Source organism: Streptomyces sp. NBC_00310, from assembly GCF_036208085.1.
In the GTDB taxonomy this organism is placed as follows: domain Bacteria; phylum Actinomycetota; class Actinomycetes; order Streptomycetales; family Streptomycetaceae; genus Streptomyces.
The window spans coordinates 4,241,449-4,266,157 of record NZ_CP130714.1 but is presented as its reverse complement, the minus strand read 5'-3'; the positions used below and the strand labels follow the sequence as shown (position 1 = coordinate 4,266,157).

23 protein-coding genes are annotated in these 24,709 nt (G+C 70.0%); 15 read left to right on the top strand and 8 right to left on the bottom strand.

The window, feature by feature from the left end; genetic code table 11:
* Positions 1–44: 44 nt before the first annotated feature.
* Positions 45–1,556 (bottom strand): hypothetical protein, encoded by a 1,512-nt coding sequence (locus tag OG202_RS18650; RefSeq protein WP_328223167.1) that lies wholly within the window; start codon positions 1,554–1,556, stop codon positions 45–47.
* Positions 1,557–1,814: 258 nt separating this feature from the next.
* Between OG202_RS18650 and OG202_RS18645 the strand changes: the two genes are divergently transcribed.
* A complete protein-coding gene (locus OG202_RS18645) occupies positions 1,815–2,189 on the top strand; it encodes a hypothetical protein (RefSeq protein WP_326582566.1) in 375 nt (124 codons plus the stop codon).
* Between the two features lie 185 nt (positions 2,190–2,374).
* Positions 2,375–3,247 (top strand): spermidine synthase, encoded by an 873-nt coding sequence (locus OG202_RS18640; protein WP_328223166.1) that lies wholly within the window; start codon positions 2,375–2,377, stop codon positions 3,245–3,247.
* A 20-nt stretch (positions 3,248–3,267) separates the two neighbouring features.
* Here the strand turns inward: OG202_RS18640 and OG202_RS18635 are convergent, their stop codons facing one another.
* Positions 3,268–3,840, bottom strand: coding sequence for a hypothetical protein (locus OG202_RS18635; protein ID WP_328223165.1), 573 nt, complete (start codon positions 3,838–3,840; stop codon positions 3,268–3,270).
* 89 nt (positions 3,841–3,929) lie between these two features.
* On the opposite strand from OG202_RS18635, the gene OG202_RS18630 reads away from it, so the two are divergent.
* The 11 genes from OG202_RS18630 (at position 3,930) to OG202_RS18580 (ending at position 17,285) form a co-directional block, all read left to right on the top strand.
* Positions 3,930–4,634, top strand: a complete 705-nt coding sequence (locus tag OG202_RS18630) for a response regulator transcription factor (protein WP_326582569.1) — start codon at positions 3,930–3,932, stop codon at positions 4,632–4,634.
* The gene (locus OG202_RS18625; protein ID WP_328223164.1) at positions 4,631–6,040 is read left to right on the top strand and encodes a sensor histidine kinase; all 1,410 of its coding nucleotides are present in this window, start codon (positions 4,631–4,633) and stop codon (positions 6,038–6,040) included. Before OG202_RS18630 ends, OG202_RS18625 begins: the two co-directional genes overlap by 4 nt.
* A 282-nt stretch (positions 6,041–6,322) precedes the next feature.
* Positions 6,323–7,633, top strand: a complete 1,311-nt coding sequence (locus OG202_RS18620) for an ABC transporter substrate-binding protein (RefSeq protein ID WP_327729565.1) — start codon at positions 6,323–6,325, stop codon at positions 7,631–7,633.
* Positions 7,634–7,685: 52 nt separating this feature from the next.
* Positions 7,686–8,675, top strand: coding sequence for a carbohydrate ABC transporter permease (locus OG202_RS18615; protein WP_326582572.1), 990 nt, complete (start codon positions 7,686–7,688; stop codon positions 8,673–8,675).
* Complete coding sequence (locus OG202_RS18610; protein WP_326582573.1) at positions 8,672–9,577, top strand: carbohydrate ABC transporter permease; 906 nt, start codon at positions 8,672–8,674, stop codon at positions 9,575–9,577. Before OG202_RS18615 ends, OG202_RS18610 begins: the two co-directional genes overlap by 4 nt.
* Positions 9,578–9,628: 51 nt before the next feature.
* Entirely contained in the window at positions 9,629–9,802 is a 174-nt protein-coding gene (locus OG202_RS18605) for a hypothetical protein (protein ID WP_326585994.1), read from the top strand.
* Positions 9,799–11,823 (top strand): beta-galactosidase, encoded by a 2,025-nt coding sequence (locus OG202_RS18600; RefSeq protein WP_328223162.1) that lies wholly within the window; start codon positions 9,799–9,801, stop codon positions 11,821–11,823. The genes OG202_RS18605 and OG202_RS18600 overlap by 4 nt, the downstream gene beginning before the upstream one ends.
* A 242-nt stretch (positions 11,824–12,065) precedes the next feature.
* Positions 12,066–12,344: a hypothetical protein gene (locus OG202_RS18595; protein WP_326582575.1), complete on the top strand. Its 279-nt coding sequence runs from the start codon at positions 12,066–12,068 to the stop codon at positions 12,342–12,344.
* Positions 12,326–12,739, top strand: a complete 414-nt coding sequence (locus OG202_RS18590) for a DNA-binding protein (RefSeq protein WP_326582576.1) — start codon at positions 12,326–12,328, stop codon at positions 12,737–12,739. The genes OG202_RS18595 and OG202_RS18590 overlap by 19 nt, the downstream gene beginning before the upstream one ends.
* A 69-nt stretch (positions 12,740–12,808) precedes the next feature.
* Positions 12,809–13,120, top strand: coding sequence for a trypco2 family protein (locus OG202_RS18585; RefSeq protein ID WP_327729568.1), 312 nt, complete (start codon positions 12,809–12,811; stop codon positions 13,118–13,120).
* On the top strand, positions 13,104–17,285 hold the full coding sequence (locus OG202_RS18580; protein ID WP_328223161.1) for a trypsin-like peptidase domain-containing protein: 4,182 nt from the start codon (positions 13,104–13,106) through the stop codon (positions 17,283–17,285). The genes OG202_RS18585 and OG202_RS18580 overlap by 17 nt, the downstream gene beginning before the upstream one ends.
* Here OG202_RS18580 and OG202_RS18575 read toward each other — a convergent pair.
* Positions 17,275–17,466 carry a DUF397 domain-containing protein gene (locus OG202_RS18575; RefSeq protein ID WP_326582579.1) on the bottom strand — a complete coding sequence of 64 codons (192 nt, stop codon included), beginning with the start codon at positions 17,464–17,466 and terminating at the stop codon, positions 17,275–17,277. The two genes, OG202_RS18580 and OG202_RS18575, sit on opposite strands and share 11 nt — an antisense overlap.
* 10 nt (positions 17,467–17,476) lie before the next feature.
* Entirely contained in the window at positions 17,477–18,358 is an 882-nt protein-coding gene (locus OG202_RS18570) for a helix-turn-helix domain-containing protein (protein ID WP_326582580.1), read from the bottom strand.
* Positions 18,359–18,616: 258 nt separating this feature from the next.
* Between OG202_RS18570 and OG202_RS18565 the strand changes: the two genes are divergently transcribed.
* Both OG202_RS18565 and OG202_RS18560 read left to right on the top strand, forming a co-directional pair.
* Positions 18,617–18,955 (top strand): ATP-binding protein, encoded by a 339-nt coding sequence (locus OG202_RS18565; protein ID WP_327729570.1) that lies wholly within the window; start codon positions 18,617–18,619, stop codon positions 18,953–18,955.
* A gap of 29 nt (positions 18,956–18,984) precedes the next feature.
* The gene (locus OG202_RS18560) at positions 18,985–19,221 is read left to right on the top strand and encodes a hypothetical protein (RefSeq protein ID WP_328223160.1); all 237 of its coding nucleotides are present in this window, start codon (positions 18,985–18,987) and stop codon (positions 19,219–19,221) included.
* Positions 19,222–19,299: 78 nt separating this feature from the next.
* On the opposite strand, the gene OG202_RS18555 is transcribed toward OG202_RS18560, so the two are convergent.
* From OG202_RS18555 to OG202_RS18540, 4 genes are all read right to left on the bottom strand, one after another.
* Positions 19,300–20,733, bottom strand: coding sequence for a GH1 family beta-glucosidase (locus tag OG202_RS18555; RefSeq protein WP_328223159.1), 1,434 nt, complete (start codon positions 20,731–20,733; stop codon positions 19,300–19,302).
* Between the two features lie 169 nt (positions 20,734–20,902).
* On the bottom strand, positions 20,903–21,820 hold the full coding sequence (locus OG202_RS18550) for a carbohydrate ABC transporter permease (RefSeq protein WP_327729572.1): 918 nt from the start codon (positions 21,818–21,820) through the stop codon (positions 20,903–20,905).
* Positions 21,821–21,830: 10 nt separating this feature from the next.
* Positions 21,831–22,841, bottom strand: a complete 1,011-nt coding sequence (locus OG202_RS18545) for a carbohydrate ABC transporter permease (RefSeq protein WP_327729573.1) — start codon at positions 22,839–22,841, stop codon at positions 21,831–21,833.
* Positions 22,842–22,847: 6 nt separating this feature from the next.
* Positions 22,848–24,212: an extracellular solute-binding protein gene (locus tag OG202_RS18540; RefSeq protein ID WP_327729574.1), complete on the bottom strand. Its 1,365-nt coding sequence runs from the start codon at positions 24,210–24,212 to the stop codon at positions 22,848–22,850.
* Positions 24,213–24,709 lie beyond the last annotated feature (497 nt).

The window sequence follows — 24,709 nt, the reverse complement described above, 5'->3', positions numbered from 1 at the left end:
CGAGACCGACCTCCGCCCGGCGGCAACCCCGGGTGCCCTTCGGACTACGCGGTCCGCGCGGCCCCCGCGTGACGTTCCAGGAACGCCGACACCCCCGCGGCCCGGCGGTGCGGCAGCAGCACGCGCGCCGTGCCCGCGAGCATCTGCTGGACGCGGGAGGACTGGACCTCGTCGAGGAGGTCGAGGACCCGCATCCCGGCCGCGGCGGCCTCGTCGGGCCGCCCCCCGCGCGCGAGGTCGTCGGCGAGCTCGGCGGTGTAGAGCGCGATGTTGCGTGTGAAGTGCGGGTTCTGGAGGCCGGCGGCCCGGCGCGCGTGCCGGGCCGCCCGGGGCCAGTCGCCCAGCGTGGACCAGCACTGCGCCTCCAGGCCCTCCAGCTCGGCCTGCCCGTAGAAGCTCATCCACTCCGGGTCGGCCTCGGAGGTCCCCCGCCCGAACAGGGCGTGCGCCCGGGCCAGCGCCTGTTCGCACCCGGTGCGGTCGGCGAGCCCCGCCCAGCCGCCCGCCTCCCGCAGCGCCAGCAGGGACATCAGCCGTGGTGACCCCAGCGGCCGGGCGACCCGCTGCGCGGCCTGCGCCGCCCGTACCGCCTCACGCGGCCGGCCCGCGTCCCGCGCGAGGAACGCCGTGTTGCAGAACGCGTGCGCCTCCAGTCCCGGGTCCCCCGACATCCGGGCCGTGGCCAGGGCCTCCGCGTAGTGCGAGCGGGCGTCGTCGAACCGTCCCGAGTCATGGGCCAGCCAGCCCACGGAGATGGCCAGTTCCCCCGCCCCCGAGTACAGCCGGTCGGCGGTGGTCTGCCGGGTGGTGCCGGCGTCGAGCAGCGCGTAGGCCGCCCGCAGCGGCGCCGAGGCCCTGCGGTACAGCCCGTCCGCCCCGTGCCGGTCGTCGAGCAGCCGGATCTTGCGTACGGCCGCTTCGAGGGCCCCCGCCTCCCCCGTACCCGCCCGGTGCACGGGACGGCCCGCGGCCGAGGCCGCGCCGCCCGGGGCGAAGGGGCCGAGCGAGGCGGCCACCATCGCGGCGGTGCCTCCGGTCATGAACGCGCGACGTTGCACGTCGCTCTCCTCGTGGTTCTGGTACGTCTCCTGCGTGCCCCGCCGGCCGTGCACATGGACCGTGTCGCCCCGCGGGTCCTGCATGTCGTACGTCTCTTGCGTGTCATACGGCTCATACGCCTCTTCCGTCTCACCCCTCACTCCGGGTGAGGGGTGAGAGCGGCTCTCGTTGCGAGGGGAGGGCGCCTCGTCGGCGGGGCGCGCCCCCCGACCGCGTACCTCCGCGCGGGGCGCGAACCCCAGGTCGGTCAGCGTCCGGCCAGGGAACATATGCAGGAACACCCGTTCGTACGCGTAGTTGGGGCAGCGGATCTCGCCCGCCTCGACCCGTCCGACGTAGCGCGCGTCACAGCTCACCTGCTCGCCGATCTCACGCGCGGCCCGCCGTACCGCCGCGGCGAACTCGCCCGGCGAACGCTGCCCGCGCAGCTGCCTGAGGGCGAGGTTCGGCCGCTGTGGACGGGGGAACTGGGACGAGGTCACCGATGACGACGCCATGGCCGGGCCCTCTCTCGCGAACCGTCGAACCATGCCGGATTCAGGAGGACTTGTGCGCGTGCTGCACGGTTGGTTCCGCTGTGTCCGGCGGGGCAAGAACGTACCGGCCCCGTCGGTGCCCCCACGCGATGTTTGGCTACAAACCGGATATCTCATCCTGGATCTGCCATGAACTGCCATCCTTTGCGGCGCAGTTTCGCCGTAGCCGTTGACGGACTGGCGCGTTGGGCAGGGGGCTGGCAGGCGTGGGAGGCCCGGATGAAGAACCTCGAACCCCGTTCCGAGTGCGACTTGGTGACCGTGCCCGCGCGGCAGGGGCTGGAGGCGGTCGACATCCTCCGCCGGGGGGCTCTCGACGCGGTGGGGCCCGTCATGACGGTCGGGCCCGTCCTGCACGACGACACCTGCGACACCCTCGGGTTCCTGGTGCCGCCCGGTACGGCGGACGCGTGGGACGTGCCGGGGAGCACGTGCACGCACAGCGACGGCCGGGGGGCCGTGCTGGTTCCCGCGGACGGTTCGGACTGGTTGCTTCCGCCGGGGGAGGCGGACCTCGCGACCGATCCGACGGTGTTGCGGGCGGCGCTGGGCGAGGCGGCGCGGTTGATCGAGGCCGCGGACAACTGTCGGTGAGTGTGGCCCGGTCGTCGTAGGGGGTTCTGTTCGTCGGCGGCCGCGGGTTCGTCGTGGCCGATCGCGCCCTCGCGGCGGAGCCGCATATGCCACGGCCCCGCGCCCCTCGAAGACGGGCCCGCGGCCCGCCGGGGTCGTGCCCCCCGCGCGGCGCGCCCCTCTTCGTCCGGGCCGATAATGGGTCAATGGGCAGGGCGAAGAAGGGGCAGGGGCGGCGCGGGCAAGGGGCCGACGCCGTTGTCGAGGAGGTCGACGGGGGGCTCGCCGAGCTGCTTCCGGATCGGGACCGGTCCCGGGCGTGGACGTTGCTGGTCGACGGGGCGCCGCAGTCGCATGTCGATCTCGACGATCCGGCGTACCTCTCCTTCGAGTACCAGCGGCGGCTCGGCCATGTGATCGATCTCGTCGCCCCGGCCGGGCGGCCCGTGCACGCCGTGCACCTCGGCGGGGGCGCCTTCACCCTCGCCCGGTATGTCGCCGCCACGCGGCCCCGCTCCACCCAGCAGGTCGTCGAGCGTGACGCGGCCCTCGTCCAACTGGTCCGGCGGGAGCTTCCGTTGGACCCGAACGCGCGGATACGGGTGCGGTCGACGGACGCGCGCGAGGGGCTCGCGAAGGTGCCGGACGGATGGGCGGACCTGGTGATCGCGGACGTGTTCAGCGCGGCGCGCACCCCGGCGCACCTGACGTCGACGGAATTCCTCACGGAGGTACGGCGGGTGGTGAAGCCCGGCGGGTGCTACGCCGCCAACCTCGCCGACGGCCCGCCGCTGGCCCATCTGCGCGGCCAGATCGCCACCGCGGCCGTCGTCTTCCCGGAACTGGCGCTGGTCGCCGACCCCACCGTGCTGCGGGGCAGACGATTCGGCAACGCGGTCCTCGTCGCCTCCGACCGGCCGCTCCCCGTCGCCGAACTGACCCGCCGCGCCGCCTCCGACCCGCACCCCGGCCGCGTCGAACACGGCCACGCGCTCATCGACTTCACGGGCGGCGCGGTGCCGGTGAGGGACGCGGCGGCGGTGGCCTCGCCGGCCCCGCCGCCGTCGGCGTTCCGCTGAGGCCACCGGTCCCCGGAGGTTCAGAAGTTCTGGACGTCCACCCGGGGCGCGCTGTCGTGCCAGGTGCAGAACACCGACACCCGGTCCGCACCGGCGGCGAAGTCGACGCGGATCCACGTCTCCGTCTTCCACACCTGCATCGACCAGCCCGAGCCGGGTGTCGCCGACACGAGGGTCGCGTCATCCGCGCCGAGCGAGAGGACCACCCGGCCGCCCTCGGTGTCGTATCCCTTGATCTCACCCGAGTCGCGCGGCGTGCCCGTGCCCGTGCCCGTGCTCGTGCTCGGACCGGGGCTGGGCTTGGCGGACCTCGACGGCTGCCGGGAACGCGAAGGGGACTTGGACGGCTCGCCGCTGTCGTCCGTCTCCGGTGCCTTCGTGCTCCGCGTCGGCTCCGGGAGGGCCGTCGCGGTGATCGGCGCGGGGGCACCCTGGGCCTGTGCGTCGGCGGCCGTGATGGGGAGGGCGCGGGGCGGGTCGTACGCGGTGCCGGTCATCACCGTGTGCACACCCCACCACGTCAGCGTGACCGCCGCGCCTGTGGCGAGCAGCCAGGCCAGTACGGGGAGAAGTCCTCTGCGCATCGTGGCCATACTGCCCCACGGGCCCCGGAGGTGTCGCGGCCGCGTGAGTTGTCCACAGGCCCCGACCGGCCCGTCCCGTTTGGCGTACGGTGCGGCGCATGGCACGTGTGCTCGTGGTCGAGGACGACCAGTTCGTACGCTCGGCGCTGATCAGGCATCTGACGGACGCCGGACACACCGTGCGCAGCGTCGGTACGGCCCTGGAGGCGCTGCGCGAGGTCGCGCATGTCCGCTTCGACGTGGTCATCCTCGACCTCGGGCTGCCCGACCTCGACGGCTCGGAGGCACTGAAGATGCTGCGCGGCATCACGGACGTCCCGGTGATCATCGCGACCGCGCGGGACGACGAGACGGAGATCGTCCGCCTGTTGAACGCGGGCGCGGACGACTACCTGACCAAGCCGTTCTCGGTCGAGCACCTGTCCGCCCGGATGGCGGCCGTACTGCGCCGCTCCCGCGCCTTCGCCGGGGAGGCACCGCCGTCCACGGTCATCCGCGTCGGCGGCCTCGCGATCGATCCGCTGCGCCGCCAGGCCGAGCTGGACGGCGTACGACTCGACCTCACCCGGCGCGAGTTCGACCTGCTCGCCTTCCTCGCCGGACGGCCCGGCGTCGTCGTCCCGCGCAAGGAGCTGCTGGCCGAGGTGTGGCAGCAGTCGTACGGGGACGACCAGACCATCGACGTGCATCTGTCGTGGCTGCGGCGGAAGTTGGGGGAGACGGCGGCGAAGCCGCGCTATCTGCACACGTTGCGGGGGGTCGGCGTGAAGCTGGAGCCACCCGGGGCGGGGGCGCGGCCATGAGGTGGGCACTGGTCAAGGTGTGTCTGGCGGTGACGGCGATGGTCGTGGTGGCGTTCGCGGTGCCGCTCGGGCTGGTCGTCAAGGAGATGGCGCGGGACCGGGCCTTCTCGGGCGCCGAGCGGGAGGCGGCGGCGATCGCCCCGGCGCTCTCCATCACCACCGACCGGGAGCAGTTGGAGCGGGTCGTCGCCTCGGCCGGGTCGGACGACGGGATGGCGGTCCACATACCGGCGGACGGTACGGGGTCCGCCGCGCTCGACCTGGGCCGGCAGCGGGCCTTGGACGAGGACATCGTGACCGTGCGGAAGCTGGGCCGGGCCTCCACCACCGAGGTGCCGGGCGGGTCCACGCTGCTCCAGCCGACCGCGCTCAGCTCCGGCGAGATAGCGGTCGTCGAGGTGTATGTGCCCGAGTCGGAGGTGAGCAACGGGGTCGCCACGGCGTGGGCGGTGCTCGCCGGGGTGGGCGCCCTGCTGATCGTCGGCTCGGTCGCGGTGGCCGACCGGCTCGGGGTGCGTATGGTCCGGCCCGCGCGGCGGCTGGTCGAGAGCGCGCACGAACTGGGGGAGGGGCAACTGGGCGCGCGGGTACCGGAGAAGGGGCCCAAGGAGCTGCGGCTGGCGGCGGTGGCGTTCAACGCGATGGCCGACCAGGTGGTCCAGCTGCTGGCGAACGAGAGGGAGTTGGCGGCAGACCTGTCGCACCGCCTGCGGACACCGCTGACCGTGCTGCGGCTGAACGCGGCCTCGCTCGGCGACGGGCCGGCCGCCGAGCAGACGCGGGCGGCGGTCGAGCAGCTGGAGCGGGAGGTCGACACGATCATCCGTACGGCGCGGGAGGCCAAGCCGCAGACCGCGGTGGCGGGGCCCGGCGCCGGGTGCGACGCGGCCGAGGTGGTCCGGGAGCGGATGGCGTTCTGGTCGGCGCTCGCGGAGGACGAGGGCCGCAAGTGGCGGGTGGCCGGTATCGAGCGCCCGGTCCGCATACCCGTCGCCCGGGCCGACCTCGCCGCTGCCCTGGACGCCCTCCTCGGCAATGTCTTCCGGCACACGGCGGAGGGCACCGCGTTCGCTGTCGACGTTCACAACGGCGAGGACGCGGTGATCGTTCTCGTCTCCGACGCCGGCCCCGGCATCGCCGACCCCGAGGCGGCCATGGCTCGGGGCCGCGGCTCCGGCAGCGACGGCTCGACCGGTCTGGGCCTCGACATCGTGCGTCGACTCGCCGAGTCGACCGGCGGCGATGTGCGCCTGGGGTCGTCGGTGCTGGGCGGCACCGAGGTGCGGATCTGGATCCAGTTGAACGGTCGTGACGCGAGGGACGGGAGGGCGTCAGGGCGGAAGGGGCACCGGGGCGTTTCCGTACGCCGGCGCAAACACACCAAGGCGCTCTCCGCCTCCCCGTAGGCGCGCGCACCGTCACGCGCTCGGTCGCGAGAGGGCTTGTGCGGTCGCTGTGTCCCGTATGCGTGAGCATGTCCATGTGACGTGGCTCACGTGTGTGACGGTCACGTTTCGACAACCAGGGATTACGTTTCAACAAAGGGGGACAAGAAGTCTTGACGTATGACATGACATAGAGCTGTTATTGCGGCCACGATGTTCGGTCGAGTTGGTTTCTGATTGTTTTCGATCAGTCACCGGCGAGGGCCATAGAGACCGAACGACTTGTCCCCCAGGGAGCCGTACATGCATCTCACACCTTCCGGTCTCTCCGTCCCCGGCCCGAGCCGTCGCACCCTGCTGCGCGGCATAGGCGGGGCCGCGGCACTCGGCGCTGGAGTCCCCCTGCTCAGCGCCTGTGGCGGCAGCGGCGGCACGGCCGCCGACTCGAAGACCGTCACCCTCGGCTCCAACGCGTCGGACGCGGTGCCGAAGAAGGCGTTCGCCGAGATCTACGCGGCCTTCAAGAAGCAGTCCGGGATCACGGTCGACGTGAACACCAAGGACCACAACACGTTCCAGGAGCAGATCAACACCTACCTGCAGGGCACGCCGGACGACGTGTTCCACTGGTTCGCGGGCTACCGCATGCAGTTCTTCGCGGCGAAGGGCCTCGCCAGCCCGATCGACGACGTGTGGGACAAGATCGGGGGCAACTTCCCCGAGGCGATGAAGAAGCTCAGCAAGGGCGCGGACGGCAAGTTCTACTTCGTGCCGCTGTACACGTACCCCTGGGCGCTCTTCTACCGCAAGAGCGTCTTCCAGGAGAAGGGCTACGAGGTTCCCACCACGTGGGACCAGCTGATCGCCCTCTGCAAGCAGATGGAGAAGGACAAGCTCGTCCCGATCGCCTTCGGCGACAAGGACGCCTGGCCGGCGATGGGCACCTTCGACCAGCTCAACTTCCGCACCAACGGCTACGACTTCCACGTCGAGCTGATGGCGGGCAAGGCGTCCTGGACGGACGCCAAGGTGCGCAAGGTCTTCGACCTGTGGGCCGAGCTGTTGCCGTACCACCAGGAGGGCGCCGTCGGCCGTACCTGGCAGGACGCCGCGCAGACCCTGGCGTCGAAGAAGGCCGGCATGTACCTGCTGGGCACCTTCGTGGGCCAGCAGTTCACGAACAAGGACGACCTGGACGACCTGGACTTCTTCGCCTTCCCGGAGATCGACCCGGCGTACGGCCAGGACACCGTCGAGGCCCCCACCGACGGCTTCATGCTCAGCAAGGCCCCGAAGAACAAGGCGGGCGCGGCCAAGCTGCTGGAGTTCCTCGGCACCCCGGAGGCCGAGCAGATCTACCTGAAGGCCGACCCGAACGTGGTGGCGGCCTCCACCAAGGCCGACACCTCCTCGTACTCGCCGCTGCAGAAGAAGGCGTACGAGATGATCTCCGGCGCCAAGAGCCTCACCCAGTTCATGGACCGCGACAGCCGCCCGGACTTCACCTCCACGGTGATGCAGCCGGCGCTGCAGAAGTTCATCCGCGACCCCAAGGGCGTCGACAGCCTGCTCTCGTCCATCGAGCGCCAGAAGAAGACGATCTTCGCGTCCTGACGACCGAGCATCCTGACGATCGACCGTCCTCACGACTGGATGACCTCCTGACATGACGACCACCCCCACCGAGAGCCCGGAGGCGGCCACGCCGCCTCCGGGCTCCGGCCCTGTCACCAAGACCGCACAAGCCGCGAAGGTGCCCCAGGGGCACCGGCGGCTCCTCACCCGCCGGGACAGGCTCACGCTGGGCCTGATGGCGGGTCTGCCGACGATCCTGCACGTCGCCCTCGTCTGGGTGACGGCGCTGGCCTCGATCGCGCTGGCCTTCACCACCTGGGACGGCATCGGCTTCGACTCGATCAAGTGGGTCGGGCTGGAGAACTTCAAGGAACTGTTCACCAACAACCCGCAGTTCTGGCCCGCCGTCCAGCACAACATCATCTGGTTCGTGGCGCTCATCCTGATCCCCACGCCGCTCGGCCTGTTCCTGGCCGTGCAGCTGGACAAGCAGATCAGGTTCAGCCGCGTCTACCAGACGGCGTTCTTCCTGCCCGTCGTGATGTCGCTCGCGGTCATCGGCTTCGTCTGGCAGCTGATCTACAACCCCGACACGGGCCTGATCAACAGCCTCATCGGCGCCAACGAGCCGGGCCACTACATCGACTGGATCGGCGACCCGGACCTCAACCTCTGGGCCATCCTCATCGCCGCGTCCTGGCGGCACGCCGGCTACATGATGATCCTCTACCTGGCCGGTCTGAAGGGCGTCGACCCCTCCCTGCGGGAGGCCTCCGCCCTCGACGGCGCCAACGAGTGGCAGACGTTCAAGAACGTCATCTTCCCGACCCTGCGCCCGACGAACACCGTCGTCCTGGTCGTCACCATCATCGAGGCCCTGCGCGCCTTCGACCTCGTCTTCGTCTTCAACAAGGGCGCCGAGGGCACGGAACTGCTCTCCATCCTCGTCACCAACAACATCATCGGAGAGTCCAGCCGCATCGGATACGGATCGGCGATCGCCGTCGTCCTCCTGGTGATCTCCCTCGCCGTGATCATCCCGTATCTGATCGCGACCTTCCGGAAGGAGCGGCAAGCGTGAGCACCATCGTCGACACCACCGCCGCGACCGCCGCTCCCAAGGAGCGCACGCCCGTCCGCCCCGCCCGGATCCTGCTGCACGTCTTCCTCGCGGGTGCGGCTTTGGCGTGGCTGGCGCCCCTGCTGTGGGCCCTGTACGCCGCCATGCGCCCGTACGGCGAGACCAGCGAGAAGGGCTACGTCTCGTGGCCCGACAAGCTGAGCCTGGACAACTTCACGAACGCGTTCACCCAGTCGGACATGACGCACTACTTCGTGAACACCCTGATCATCGCCGTCCCGGCGGTGCTGCTCACGCTGTTCCTGTCGTCGATGGTCGCCTTCTACGTCAGCCGCTTCGACTTCCGCGTCAACATCTTCCTGCTCCTGGTCTTCACCGCCGGCAACCTGCTCCCCCAGCAGGTCATCATCACCCCGCTGTACCGCCTGTACCTGCTCATCGACATCCCCGGCATCACCATGTCCGGCAAGCTGTACGACTCCGCCCTCGGCCTGGTCCTCATCCACGTGGCCTTCCAGTCCGGGTTCTGCGCCTTCGTACTGAGCAACTACATGCGCTCCCTGCCGCACGAGCTGACCGAGGCCGCCCTCGTCGACGGTGCGTCCGTATGGCGCCTGTACTGGCAGATCGTGCTGCCACTGTGCCGCCCGGCCATGGCAGCCCTGGCGACCCTGCTCTCCATCTGGATCTACAACGACTTCTTCTGGGCCCTCGTCCTCATCTCCACCGGCGAGAACATGCCCATCACCTCGGCCCTGAACAACCTCTCCGGCCAGTACTTCACCGACCCCAACCTGGTCGCCGCCGGCGCCCTGCTCACCGCCATCCCCACCCTGATCGTCTACTTCGCGCTCCAGCGGCAGTTCGTCAGCGGCCTGACCCTGGGCGCCAACAAGGGCTGACAGGCCGTTCGGCGGCCCGTTCGGCGGCCCACTTTTTGAGAGAGAAGCTTCGTGCACCACCCCTTCACCCACGTGGTCTCCGTGCCCGTGGACATCGGTACGGCCCGGGTCCACGAGGAGGGCCGGCAGTCCTGGAGCCCCAGCGGCGCCTACGCCCTCGACGCGACCCCGTACCGCCTGTCCCGCGCGGGCATCGCCGACAGCCTGACAGGAGTTGCCCGATGACCGCGCGCGAACTGAAGGTCCCCGGCATCGCCTACGGCGGTGACTACAACCCCGAGCAGTGGCCCGAGGAGGTCTGGGCCGAGGACGTACGCCTCATGCGTGAGGCGGGCGTCACCATGGTCAGCGTCAACATCTTCGCGTGGGCGCTGCTGGAACCGCGCGAGGGCGAGTACGACTTCTCCCGCCTGGACCGCATCCTGGCCCTCCTCCACGAGAACGGGATAGCCGCCGACCTGGCGACCCCCACGGCGGCTCCGCCGGCCTGGTTCTTCGTCGAGCACCCGGACGCCCTGCCGGTCGACAAGGACGGCCGCACCCTCTCGTACGGCAGCCGCCAGACCTTCTGCCCGTCGAGCCCCGCCTACCGCGAGGCGGCCCTGCGGATCGCCCGCGTCCTGGGCGAGCGGTACGCCGACCACCCGGCCGTCGTCATGTGGCACGTCCACAACGAGTACGGCTGCCACAACGGTGAGTGCTACTGCGACACCAGCGCGGCGGCGTTCCGCGACTGGCTGCGGGCCAAGTACGACGACCTGGCGGCGCTGAACCACGCCTGGGGCACGACGTTCTGGAGCCAGTGGTACTACGACTGGGACGAGATCATCCCGCCCCGCCCGACGGGCGCGGTCCCCAACCCGACCCACCAGCTGGACTGGCGCCGCTTCTGCAGCGACGCGCTGCTGTCGCTGTGCAAGGCGGAGCGGGAGGTGCTGCTGGAGGCGGACCCCACCACCCCCGCCACCACCAACTTCATGGTGATGTACAACTTCGACAAGCTGGACTACTGGCGCTGGGCGCCGGAGTTGGACATCGTCTCGAACGACCACTACCTCCAGTCGACGGACCCCGAGTCCCAGATCGACATCGCGCTCAGCGGCGACCTGGTGCGCTCGCTGGCGGGCGGCCCCTGGCTCCTGATGGAACACTCCACCGGCGCGGTCAACTGGCAGCCGGTCAACCGGGCCAAGACGGCGGGCGAACTGCGCCGCAACGCCCTGTCCCACGTGGCCCGGGGCGCCGACGGCATCGCGTACTTCCAGTGGCGGGCCGCCAAGGCGGGCGCCGAGCAATGGCACTCGGCGATGCTCCCGCACGCGGGCACGGACAGCCAGATCTGGCGGGACGTGGTCCGACTGGGCGCGGATCTGCGGTCGTTGGCCGAGGTGCGGGGCAGCGCGGGCGTCGCCGAGGTGGCGATCGTCTGGGACTGGAGCGCCTGGTGGGCGGTGGAACTCCCGTCCCAGCCGAGCGGCGAACTCCGCTTCCAGGACCTGGTCCGCGCCTGGTACGAGCCGTTGTGGCGGGCCGGGGTGGCCGTGGACTTCGTACGCCCGGACGCGGATCTCTCCGCGTACAAGCTGGTGCTGGCGCCGAGCCTGTACCTGGTGGACGACGAGGGCGCGAAGAACCTGACGGGCTTCGCGTCGGGCGGCGGCACGCTGGCCGTCGGCTTCCACAGCGGGGCGGTGGACGAGAACTGCCATGTCCGGCTGGGCGGTTACCCGGGCGCGTTCCGCGAGGCGCTGGGCGTGCGCACGGACGAGCTGTTCCCGTTGCTGGCGGGGGAGACGGTCGGGCTGAGCGGCCTGGGCGAGGGCGCCACGGCCGAGGTCTGGTCGGAACGCGTCGCCCTGGCGGGCGCCGAGCCGATCGCGACGTACGCCTCCGGCCCCCTGACCGGCGTCCCGGCGGTGACCCGCCACGCGTACGGCTCCGGCACGGCCTGGTACGTGGCCACCCGCCCGGACCCGACGACCCTGGCGTCCCTCCTGGACCGCGTCCGCGCGGACGCGGGCGTGGAGTCGGTCCGTACGACACCCGAGGGGGTGGAGGCGGTCCTGCGCCGGGGTCCGGACGCGGACTACCTCTTCCTGATCAACCACGGGGAGACGGCGGCCGAGATCGAGGTCGCCGCCGACGCGTCCGAGCTGCTGACGGGCAAGGAGGTCGCCACGAGCGGCGTCTCGGCGACCGTGCTGGTGGCGGCCGGGGATGTGGCCGTCGTCCGCGAACCACGCTGACGCCCATCACGAACGAACAGGGCCGTGGCACCTTCGGGGGCCGCGGTCCTGTGGCGTTTCAGGAGCGCAATCGACGGTTCGACGTCGGAGAAGGTCTGGCCCGCATGCCAGGAGCGCAACATCGTCCGCGAGGACGACCAAGTCTGCGTCTTCTGCGGCGGAGATCTGCCGGAGACAGGGAACGTGGACCCCGTCGGCTGACCCGGGCTGCTCCATTCCTACTCGTTTGATAATCTCGCCTCATGAGTGAGTACGGAATTGGTGAAGGCCCCGCCACCAGGGTCAGCCTCTCCCTTCCGGAAGGCACGGCGGAGGCGATTCGCCAGCGGGTCGGCAAGCGTGAGTTCTCCGCGTTCATCACCGAGGCGGTGGAGCGGGAGCTGCGCGGCCAGATCTTGGACGAGTACCTGGCCGACTACAAGCAGCGCAAGGGGTCGATCTCCGGCGAGGAACAGGAACGGGCGCGCCGCGTCTTCGACGAGGTGTTCGCGGAGGAGGGCCAGTGGCCCGCCGCAAGCTGAGCCACGAGGGCACCCTCGTCCTGGACTGCGAAGGCCTGTCCAAGCTGGTCGGCGATCACGAAGCTGTCGTCGCACTTGTCGCTGAGGCGCGCAAGCGAGGCATGGAGGTGGCCATCAGCGCCCTCACGATCATCGAGGCGGTTCATCGGCGGACGGACAGGGCGCGGCTCGCGTGGGTGTTGTCCGGCATACGGATCGTTCCCATCGGCGATGAGGAGGCCAAGGCCGCGTCGGCCATGCTGATCGGTGCCGGTCTGCACGGTCACAAGTACGCGATCGACGCCGCCGTGGCCGAGATGGCGCTGCGACAGCACCGTCCGGTGGTCATGCTCACCTCTGACATCGACGACATGGCGAAGCTCTGCGGGGAGCGGGTGCGCCTTGTCGCCGTGTAGGCGGCAGTCCGGACCGGAAGTCGCTGCGGTGACTTGTAGCATCTGAGCACTGCGGCACAAGGGGGAAGAGTGATCGAACTGTCCGACATGATCCGCGAGTTGAGGCAGCAGCTGACCAGCGCGCTCACGGACGGAGCCGATGAGGTGGTCCGATTCGAGGTCGGCCCCGTGGAGATCGAGGCGACCGTCGCGGTCAGTCGGGAGGCCGGCGCGGATTCGAAGGTTCGGCTGTGGGTTGTCGACGCCGGGGCGAACGGAAAGTACGCGCACGCCCAGACCCAGAGGATCACGGTCACCCTGTCGCCCAAGGCCATGGCGGGGGACGGGAGCGCCCCGCAGTCGGTGCTGATCGCGGGCGGCGAGGTTGACGGCGAACGCTGACCGGGGGCTGCGGCCGGAACGGGTCGCCGAGATCATCGTCGCTCTGCCGGGTGCTGCCGTGGGGCGGCGTGGTTCGGGATATCTCGTCTCGCCGGGCAAGGTGCTGACCGCCGCGCATGTTGTGGAGGGCGTCACGGGCGTCCGGGTGCGATTCCAGGTCGACCGGCCGGGTGAGCGGACCGTCGAGGCGAGCGTGGCGTGGCGGCACGAGGGCATCGACATCGCCGTACTCACCCTTCCGGCACTCGCGGACGAGGACACGGACGTAGCCCCGGTCCCGTACGGCCGCGCCGGTGAGCACGACGCCGTGCTGCGCTGCACGGCCCTCGGCTTCCCGCGCTTCAAACTCCGCACGGACGACGACGGTTCACGCTTCCGGGACGCGGAGCACGTACACGCGGCCTGCGCGGTCCTGTCCAACCGGCGCGAGGGCACGCTCGATCTGTGCGTCACCTCGCCTCCGGCGGACGACCGGGACCCGGAGCGGGACGCGTGGGAGGGGATGTCCGGCGCGGCCGTTTTCGCGGGCGGCCGTCTCATCGGCGTGGTCAGCCGTCACCACCGGTCCGACGGGCCGGGCCGTATCGCGGCGAGCCGGGTGGACCGCTGGGCCGAGAAGGTGTCCGCCGCGGAACTGGCAGCACTGGAACACGAGCTGGGCCGCTCGCTGGGCCCCGCGTCGCTCCTGGACGCTGTACCGGCCACCGGACACGACGTCATCCAGAAGATCTATCGAGCACAACTCGCCGACATCGCTCCCGAGGAACTGACGGACAGGCAGTCCGAACTCCAGGACCTCGTCGAGTTCTGCGGCGGCTCCACCGAGTACCTCTGGCTCCAGGGACCGCCCTGGGCGGGCAAGACGGCACTCGCGGCATGGTTCGCCCTGCATCCGCCCCGTGGCATCGTCCCCGTCTGGTTCTTCATCACCGCGCGCTACGCCGGCCAGTCGGACGGCGACGCCTACACCGGAGCGGTCATCGACCAGCTCGCCGCACTGGCGGGACGCGAGCCCACCCGCCACTACGCCTCGCCGACAGCCCGTGACGGCGAACGCAGGCTCCTCCTGCGCGAGGCTGCCGAACGCGTCGCCCGCGACGGCGCCACCCTCCTCCTCGTCGTGGACGGACTCGACGAGGATCAGTCCCTCCAGCCGGGCGGCAGCACCACGAGCATCGCCTCACTGCTCCCGGAACGGCTACCGCCGAACGTCCGCGTACTCGTGACCAGCCGCCCGAGCCCCGGCATCCCACCGGACGTCAAAGGCAGCCATCCCCTCCGCCACTGCCCGGTCGAGCAGCTCACCACCTCGGCGGCGGCCCGACACACCGAGCACGAGGCCAGGTACGAACTCCAACGGGCCCTCACCGGTGACCAGTTGGAGCGAGACGTGGTCGGCCTGCTCACCGCCGCCCGCGGCACCCTCACGGTCGACGACCTCCGCGAACTCACGGGCGAGTCCGGCTACACACTCCGGCACCGACTCGGCAGCGTCTTCGGCCGCATCCTGCGCCTGCGTGGCGGTGACTTCAGCCATTCCGCCGGCGGTGACGTGACCCTGTACACCACCAGCCGCGGCTACCTCTTCGCCCACGAGATCCTTTTGGCCGCCGCCCAGGAAGAACTGGGGCGGGACGTCGACGCGTACCGGGTGCGGCTGCACGCCTGGGCGACCACGTACGAGCGCCAGGGCTGGCCGGAGGACACCCCGCTGTACCTCCTCCAGCCGTACGGCCGACTGGTCGCCCTGCTCCGCGACACGAGCCGGGCCACATCTCTCGCGACGGACGCCCGGCGCCGCGACCGCCTGCGCGAGGTGACCGGCAGCGACGCGGCGTGCCTCGCGGAGATCGCGGCGGCGCGGGAGACGGTACGGCGGGTCGTCCCCGAGGACATGGGGGCCCTGGCGGTGCTCGCGGTGGTGGAGGACATGGTGGCTCGGCGCAACGCGTCACTGCATCCGGACATCCCGGCTGTCTACGCCCGCCTCGGCCGGGTCCGTCAGGCCATCGGACTGGCCCGGAGCGTCTACCGGCCCATGGACCGGGCTCGGGCGGTGGCCGGAGTGGCACATGTCCTTACGGAGTCGGGTGACCGGCGGGCGGTGGGGCTCGCGGAGGAGGCGGTGCGGCTGGCCGAGGGCGTGCCGCGCAGAGGGATGCCTTATCGGGAAGCGAACATCATGGCCGCGCGGGGCACGCTGGCCATTGCCTTGGTACGGGCAGGTCGCCCGGACGAAGCGGTGCGCGGCCTTCGGGAACTGCCCAGGCCGCACAATGACTCCCCGGCGGTCAAGGCTTACGGCAATGCGCTGATCAAGACTGCCGAGACGCTCGGTGACGCGGAGAACGCGGCAGCCCTGCTGAGGAAGGCAGAGGAGACGACCGGATGGTTCGGCTCCGCGCTGGACCGGGCCTGCGGTCTGGCGCACGTCGCCAAGGCGTACTCCACCCGGGGTCTTGCCGAGGACGCGGTGCGGCTGTACGAATCGGCGCGTGAACTAGCCCGGGGGCAAGGGGAAGGCTCCGAGAACCTGTCCGGGATCGCCGAGGATGCCCTGCGTGATTCATTCCCCGACGAGGCGAAGGCACTGGCCTCGCGGGCGGCGGAGGCACTGGACCTCGACAGGCGTCCCGTTCATGGAGAGGCAACGCACAGCGCTGTCATGGCGCTTGTGGCCATGGAACGGATGGCGGCGGCCCACCGGCATGCGCAGACCGTGGGGGGCGGTGACCGTTTGTCCGTAGAGGATTGGCCGTCGGACATCTGGTCGCTGATCGTCGAGGGGGCGGCCCGTAGGGGTGCGGTCGCCGAGGCATGGGCCGCTCTTGAAGCCTGGTCCATCCTTGCCCTGCCCGACGACCACCGTCCCACCGCCCGAGTGGTCGATCTGCTCACAGGCGCCGGTGCGGCCACGGAGGTGGAAGCCCTGCTGCTCGACATGGCTGACGCCGCACGGGTGAGTGTGCCGCAGGAGAACCGCGTCGAAGAAGCGCTCGCCGCGCTCGCCGGACACTTCGCCGCCGATGATCCGCAGCGGTCACTGGCGCTGCTCCACAAGGCGGAGCACGGGCCTACGTCGGCGGCTGGGCCGGATTCGCTGTTCGCGTCCGAACGCCTCGCCGCGTTCGCAGGAGCCCTGGCCACAGCGGATCGACCCGGCGAAGCCGAGCAACTCCTCGGGACGATTGATGAGCCCCATGTGCGAGCTTGGGGTTGCGCTGCCGTTTCCCTGGCTCTGGCAGGCCGGGACACCGACCAGGCGCTGACGTTCGCCGTGCATGCTGTGGAACTGTGCCGCACGATCGAAGACACGGATCTCTTTCCCGAGCCGTTGATGGCTGCGGTTCAGGCTCTGGGGTGGGCCGGTGCCGCACGACGAGTCACGGACGTCTTCGCCGAATTCACGCAGAGAGTAGCCGGGCGCCTGCCGTTTGACGGCGATCTCGCCCTGACGGAGACGACTGCGGGTCTGTGGCAGCACGACCCTGGTCTTGCGGGCCGACTTGTGGACGATGTGCTGCTCCGCATGCCGGGCCATGCCGTGGCACGTGCCGCGCGACTCCTTGTCGCCGTGAAGCCCCATGACGAGGAGCGTGCAGCCCGCATCGAGCGGCTCTCGTTAGATACGCGTGCGGAACAACCATTGCGTCGGAACTTCGGGTACGGCGACGAGATACTGCTCAGTCTGCTGATCGCCGCCGACGATCCGGTCGCCGCCAAGGCCCACCTGGACGAGATGGTCGCGTCGCCTGAGCTCTCAGAGGGGCTCTTTTCCCGATCGATGGGCGGAGCGGCGCTGGCCTACGCGGCACTCGGCGACGACGAGACGGCCCGATCGATCGCCCGGCGCGCGGACAATGAAGAGCGGAGCGCGGAGACGTTCACCCAGCTCGCCGCGTACGCCGCCTGCCTGCCTGCCGACCGGGTGCCGGTCCCGATTGCCAACTACTTCCTCGACATCGCACTGCTCGCCCGCCGCCTGGCCACCCTTCTCCTGCCACCCCCGTCCGGCCCGGATCTCCCCAGGGCCCGTGCCCTTCTCGCGGAAGCCCTCACCCCCGCCGGCTGGCACCACGCCCTCCCGGTCCTCGCGGCCATCGACCCCGACGCCGTCCACCGAGTACGGGACGTGGTCTTCGCCCACCTGGGCCTCAGCGACTGAGGCTGCCGCCCTTGACCGTGTGCAGGAGGTGCGCCATGGCGCGGGGGGTGGTCGTGGTGGTCTCGTCCGGACGGTCGCTCTCGCGGAGGTGTATGCGGTGGGGGGTGGCTGCCGCCAGCTCTATGCAGTTGCCCTCGCCGCCCGAGCTGAACGATGACTTCTGCCAGCCGAATGGGGACATGGAGGTCCTTTCAGAGGGTGTACATCACGTGCTGGATCAGGCTCAGTGAGTCGCGCGTCTCGTGCGATTCGGGCGCCGCTTCGGGATCGACCGGTGCCAGCGCCAGCTCGGAGAGCCGCTCGAACATCTTCGCGTACTCGGTGAGTTGCTCTCCATCCCTCAGGAAGAGCGACTGCGTGGGGTGCTCCAGGTAGACCGTGTCCAACTCGGGTGCTGCGGCACCGTAGATGACGAACGACTGGGTGTGCGCGGCGTAGTTCCCCGCTTCGAACGGGTACACCTGCACGGTCACGTTGGGCAGCCGGGAGATCTCGATGAGCCGCAGCAGTTGTCGGCGCATGATTGCGGGGCCACCCACACGGGTGTGGAGCGCGGCCTCATGGATGACCGCGTGATACGACACCGCAGGGGAGCCGGTCAGCACGCGCTGCCTCGCGAGTCGGAACTCGGTGTATCGGCGGACGCGTTGCGGATCGACTTCCGTGGCTCCGATGACGGCGTGGGCGTAGTCCTCGGTCTGGAGCATGCCGGGGATGAGGAGCGGTTCGTGGGTCCGTAGCACGTGTGAACGGGACTCAAGCTCGGCCAGGTCCCGGGCTGCCGGGCCGATCGTGTCGCTGAACCCACCCCACCAGCCCTTCCCGCTCCCGTGTGCCATTTCCAGCAGGTGCTCGAAATAGGTGCCTTCGGGGCAGCCGTACGCACGGAGCAGCCTGTACATCCCGTTGCGTGGAACGTCGACGCGGCCGGATTCGATGTGGCTGATCCTTGTGCGTTCGGCGGCGATGAGCTTGGCTGCGGCGTCACCCGACAACCCGGCTTGAATACGCAGTTTGCGCAGCTCGCTGCCCAGGCGGCGCTGGCGCTCGCTGGGGCGGGTCCTAGGTGGCATGCGGTCCTCCTCGTGGCCGTGCGCAGTGTGTCGCGCGCGTTGTGTCGACGTCCAACGCGCTGGGGAGGCGTCACTCCCAAGGGGGAAGCTGCGTGTACACGGTTGTAACTCTCACACGTGTGGCCCTACGGTCGGCATCGACCCAACCACCCCCCGTCACGAGGAAGTACCCCCGCCCTCAAGCCAGTTCCCAAGGCGCCGAGGCCCGGACCTGGTCACCGCGTGCACGCTCGACGCCGTCGAAAGAGACCGACCCCCATGAACGTCTCCCTCGCCTTCCCGCCCCACCCCGCCTGGGTCCGCCTCGCCCGGGAAGCCGTCCGAGCTCTTCTCACCGCCGCCGACCACCCCGAACTCACCGACACCGCGGTCCTGCTGACCTCCGAGACGGTCACCAATGCCATCAACGCCTGTACGGCGAAGGGCTGCACGACCTCTGTCATCCTCCACGTCGGCTGGATCCGTCCCGCCCGCCTCCGCATCCTCGTCCACGACGAGGCCCCCGGCCTGCCCACCGCCCGCTCGGCCACCCCCGACGACGAGTGCGGCCGGGGCATGCAGCTGATCTCGTTCGGCGCCGACGCGTGGGGTGTGTGAACGGACGGCTCCGGCCGGGGCAAGGCCACGTGGTTCGAACTGGGAGCACGCACATCACGAACAACCCGGGAGGCTCATGCACGGCCCAGCCACTGATCGACCTCGATGTCGAACTATTGGCCAAAGCGGCCCTGGCCCTCGGCACCGAAAACGCCGAGGAGACCGTCAACACCGCCCGCAGGGAGGCCGTCGTACGCACGAAACAGGCGCTCGCAGCAGCCCAACTCGCCGCCGCCGACAACGCCCGGGGCGCGGCGCTCCCCTAATCGCGCCGCGCCCCGGACCCCCGTTCCCCCCGTTCCCCAGGGGGCTCCCCAGCCCCCGGCTCTACGCCCCGACGTCCCCTACGCCGAGGTCGTCACCAGCGGCGGCAGCGCCCCCGTCTTGGCTGCCTGCCCGTACCAGTACGCGCTCGACTTCGGCGTACGCGTGAGGGTGGCGTAGTCGACGTACACGGCGCCGAACCGCTTCCCGTACCCGTACGCCCACTCGAAGTTGTCCAGCAGGGACCACAGGTAGTAGCCGCGGACGTCCGCCCCCTCGGCGATCGCGCGGCGGACCGCGCGCAGGTGGCCGTGCAGGTAGGCGATGCGCTCCGGGTCGTGGACGCGGCCGTCCGCGTCCATCTTGTCGTCGTACGCCGCCCCGTTCTCGGTGACGTACATCGGCAGCCCGGGAGCCTCCCGCGAGTACCGCATGATCAGCTCGTGCAGACCCGTCGGGTCGATCGTCCAGCCCATCTCCGTACGCTCGCCCGGAGTCTGGTGGAACAGCACGTCGTCCGCGCCCGGCCACGGCGAGTGGCTGCTCGCCCCGTGGCCGTCCGCCCGCGGACCGCTCGCGTCCGCGTCCGCCGCGCCCACCAGCGTCGGCGTGTAGTAGTTCAACCCCAGCGCGTCCAACGGCTGGTTGGCCGTCGCCACGTCACCGTCCTGCACGAACGACCAGTCCGTCAGCGACGCGGTGGCGGAGAACAGGGTCTCCGGGTACGCGCCGTGCAGCATCGGGCCGTGGAAGACGCCGTTCGCGAGGTCGTCGATCTTCCTGGCCGCGGCCACGTCCTCGGGGGAGTTCGTGATCGGCCGTACCACCGACGAGTTGAGGCTCACCGCGATCGAGTTGCGGGCGGGCATCGCCGAGCGGAGCGCCGCGACGCCCAGGCCGTGCGCCACGTTCAGGTGGTGGGCCGCGCGCAGCGACGCCACCGGGTCCGTGCGGCCAGGCGCGTGCACCCCGGAGCCGTAGCCGAGGAACGCGCTGCACCACGGCTCGTTCAGGGTGATCCACTGCTCGACGCGGTCGCCCAGCGCCTCGCCCACGATCCGCGCGTACTCGGCGAAGCGGTGGACGATGTCGCGCTCGGGCCAGCCGCCCGCGTCCTCCAACTCCTGCGGCAGGTCCCAGTGGTAGAGGGTGACGGCCGGCTTGATGCCCTTCTCCAGCAGCTCGTCGACCAGGCGGCGGTAGAAGTCCAGGCCGCGCTGGATCGCCGGGCCCCGGCCCGTCGGCTGCACCCGCGACCAGGAGATGGAGAAGCGGTACGAGTTGAGGCCCAGGTCCGCCATCAGCGCCACGTCGTCGCGGTAGCGGTGGTAGTGGTCGACAGCGATGTCACCGGTCTCGCCACCGGCGGTCTTGCCCGGGGTATGGCTGAAGGTGTCCCAGATGGAGGGCGTACGGCCGTCCTCCCGCACGGCTCCCTCGATCTGGTAGGCGGAGGTGGCCGCGCCCCAGAGGAAGGCGGGAGGAAAGGTCACCGGCGTTGTGGGCTCAGGCATGGAAGCGCTCCCATAGGTGGTCGTTCAGACCGACGGAGGTGGGTGGGGGGAGAGGAACAGGCGCAGAAAAGGAGAAGGGCGGATAGGCAGGGGGGGAGAGAGGGAAGGGGGTCGAGGCGGCGGTGACCCGACCCCCGGTGAGAAAGACGTACGGCAGCGAACCCGGGCCTCAGCCCTTCACCGCGCCCTGCATGATGCCCCCCACGATCTGCTTGCCGAAGATCGCGAAGACCAGCAGCAGCGGAAGCGTGCTGAGCAGCGCGCCCGCCATGATCAGGGCCTGGTCGGGGGTGTAGCCGCGGCCCAGACCGGCCACCGCGACCTGCACGGTCGGGTTGCCCAGCTGGGTCAGGACGAGGAACGGCCACAGGAAGTCGTTCCAGGTCTGGACGAACATCAGCATGCCCAGGACGGCCATCGCGGGCCGCGCGGCCGGGAACACCACGTGCCAGATCACCCGCCAGCTGCTCGCGCCGTCGACGCGGGCCGCCTCGATGATCTCGTCGGGCAGCGCCTGGATCAGGTACTGCCGCATGAAGAACACGCCGAACGCGCTGACCAACGAGGGCAGGATCACCGCCTGGAGCTGGTCGGTCCAGTCGAGCTTGGCGACCATCATGTACAGCGGGATCACCTGGAGCTGCGGCGGCACCATCATCGTGCCGATCACGATCAGCATCAGGGCGCCCCGGCCCCTGAAGCGCAGCTTGGCGAAGGCGAAGCCGGCGATCGTGGACAGGAAGACGATGGTCAGCGAGGAAACGCCCGCCACGATCGTCGTGTTGAGGAACGCCTCGCCCAGATTGGCGTCGCTCCAGGCCACTTCGAGCTTGTCGAAGAGGTTCGCGCCGAACCAGAACGGCGGCGGGGTCTCCGCCAGCCGCGCGTTGTCACGCGATGCCGCGACCGCTGTCCAGAACAGCGGGAACAGCGAGACGAGGGTGAACACGGCGAGGATGACGTAAGCGATGGGCCCGGCGTGGTGCTGCCCGCCCGCGCGCGCCGCCTTCAGTCCGCGCTTGCGCTTCCCGTTCTTCGGCGGCTCGGGTACCGCGTCGGCCGGGGGTTTGGTGAGTGTCGTCGTCACGGCCGGTCTCCTAACTACTGGCGCGCAGCCGGCGCGAGATGACGTAGTTGATGATTCCGACCACGATGAGGATCAGGAACATCGTCCAGGCGATGGCGGAGGCACGGCCCAGGTGCTGGTTCACCCAGCCCTGCTCGTACATGTACAGGCCGAGCGTCTGGAACTGGTGCTGGGGTCCGCCGGAGGCGCCCTTGTTGGCGTCGAACATCAGCGGCTCGGCGAAGAGCTGCGAGGCGCCGATGGTCGACACGACGATGGTGAACAGGATCGTCGGGCGCAGCGACGGCAGCGTCACATGGAGGAACTGCTTCCAGCGGCTGGCGCCGTCGAGGGCCGCCGACTCGTACAGGTCCTGCGGGATCGCCTGCATCGCGGCCAGGTAGATCAACGCGTTGTAGCCGGTCCAGCGCCAGACGACGATGGACGAGACGGCGAACTGCGCGTACCACTTGTCGTTCTGCCAGTCGATGTTGTCGACGCCGAACAGACCCAGGAACCAGTTGATCATGCCGTAGTCACGGCCGAAGAGCAGCACGAAGACGAGGGACGCCGCGACGATCGACGTGGCGTACGGCGCGAGCATCACGACCCGGTAGAAGGTCGAGGCGCGCAGCTTGTAGTTGAGGAGGTGCGCGATGCCCAGCGCCATCATCAACTGCGGGACGGTCGAGATGATCCCGATGGTGAAGGTGTTCTTCGCCGCGTTCCAGTAGAACTCGTCGTCGAAGATCCGGGTGTAGTTGCGCAGCCCCGCCCACTCCATGTCGGTGGGCGCGGTCAGCTCCACCGTGTGCAGCGAGGCCCACGCCGTGTAGATCAGCGGGAACATGCCGAACGCGACGAAGAGCAGGAAGAACGGCGAGACGAAGGCGTACGGGCTCCAGCGCACGTCGCGCTGCCAGCGGCGGGACAGCCGGGCCCGCTTCCTGATCGTCTCAGGGGACTCGACGGGCGGACGGGCCGGGGCCGCGCCCCCCTCCTTGACGGGGGGCGCGGCGGCGGTGTCGTGCCGGGTGGCCATGACCGGTCACTTCTCCAGGTTGTTGTCGATGGTCTTGACCGCGTTCTCCCAGGCCTCCTTGGGCGACTTGCCCTGGGTCACGAGGATGACGCCGTTGTCGGTCAGGCCCTGCTGGATGATCTGGTCCTTCGGGCCGACCACCTGCACCGGGAGCTCCGCGGCCAGCGGCGCGTAGATCTGGCCGATCGGGGCGTCACCGGTCATCTTGTTCTTCGCGTCCTTCACCTCCGGCAGGTCGTACGCGGCCTGCGCGGTCGGGAAGCTGCCGCGCTTGGCGAAGAGCTTCGCCTGCTGCTCGGGCGCGGTCAGCCAGGCGGCCAGCTTCGCGGCCTCCTCGGCGTTCTTGCCCGACTTCGGCACGGCGAGGAAGGATCCGCCCCAGTTGGCGGCCTTCGGGGGCGCGGCCACGTCCCACTTGCCGGCGCTCTCCGGCTTCGACTTGCTCTCGATGTAGCCGAGCATCCACGGCGGGCAGGCCATCGCGGCGAACTTGCTGTTGGAGATCGTCGTCTCCCAGGCCGGCTGGAACTGCGTCTGGTTGCCGACCAGACCGTCCTCGGCCGCCTCGGCCGTCAGGTCGAACGCCTTCTTGACGGCCGGGTTCGTCTTGTAGATGACCTTGCCGGAGGCGTCGTAGAACCGCTCGTTCTCACTGCCGATGATGGCGTTGAACAGGCCGCCGGGCGAGTCCATGAAGGTGGTGCCCTTGGGGGCCTTCGCCTTGTAGTCCTTGCCGGCCTCGACGAGCTTCGCCCAGTCGCCCGTCCACAGCTTGCCGACCTCCTCGCGGTCGGTGGGCAGGCCGGCCGCCTCGAACAGGTCCTTGCGGTAGCAGATGGCCATCGGACCGACGTCGGTGCCGAGACCGATCGTCGAGCCGTCCTTCGAGGTCCCCTGCTGCCACTTCCAGGGCAGGTAGTCGCTCTCCTTGCCGTACTTCGACAGGTCGACGAACTTGTCGGAGTAGTTGTTCACCACCTCGGCTATGTTGCCGACCTCGATGCCCTGGATGTCCTGCAGACCGCTGTTGGTCGTGAGGTGGTTGACCAGCGGCGGGTAGTAGTTCTCGTTCCGCTCGATCACCGTCTGGTCGATGTCGATCTTCGGGTTCAGCTTCTCGTACTCGGCGTAGAGGCCGGCCTCCTCGAAGCCGAAGCTTCCGAAGAGTCCCAGGGTGATCTTGGTCTTGCCACCGCCGCCGCCGTCCGACGACGAACCGTCCTCGTCCTTGCCGTCGTCGGCACAGCCGGCCAGCAGCCCGGCGCCCAGCGCCGCGACGGCCGCTATGGCCACCGTCCTGCGCGTCCTGCGGGCGATACGGGTGCCCCCACCCGACCGGAGCCGGGAGTGCGGGAGGGTACGTGCTCGCATTGCGTCCTCCTGATGCCCTGACGTGCCGACCCCCCGGCCAACTGCGTTGTTGGGCCCAATTGTTCATGCTGCGGCTCGGGCGGGGAACGTGCGGGATGTGTAAGTGCCAGGTACTGTGGGAGCGCTCCCACGAGTGATGTGTTGAAGAGTCGTCGGTTCGTGCGGGGGTGTCAAGGGAGCGAGCGCGGAGAGATGTCTTCGGTTATCGGGCTGTTAACAAACCCCGGGATCGGCGGCCGGGCATGCCCGGAAATCGCCGACGTGGGGCGGGTGGGGCTTCAGAGGTCGTCGGAGATCGGCGGGAAGGGGCCGGGTTCGAGGCGTCGGCGGCGGCGGGGTCCGGGCCGTACCGGTGCCGCCGGGCCCGGCCTCCCGGTCGCCGACACCGTTGGACTCGTGTAACCGGTCGTGTGCGACCGGGGGTGCCGGTCGTGCCGGGCGGGACGCCGTCGCCGGTGGCGGGCCCGGTCCGCCGACGTCGTCCCGGGGCGGCGCCG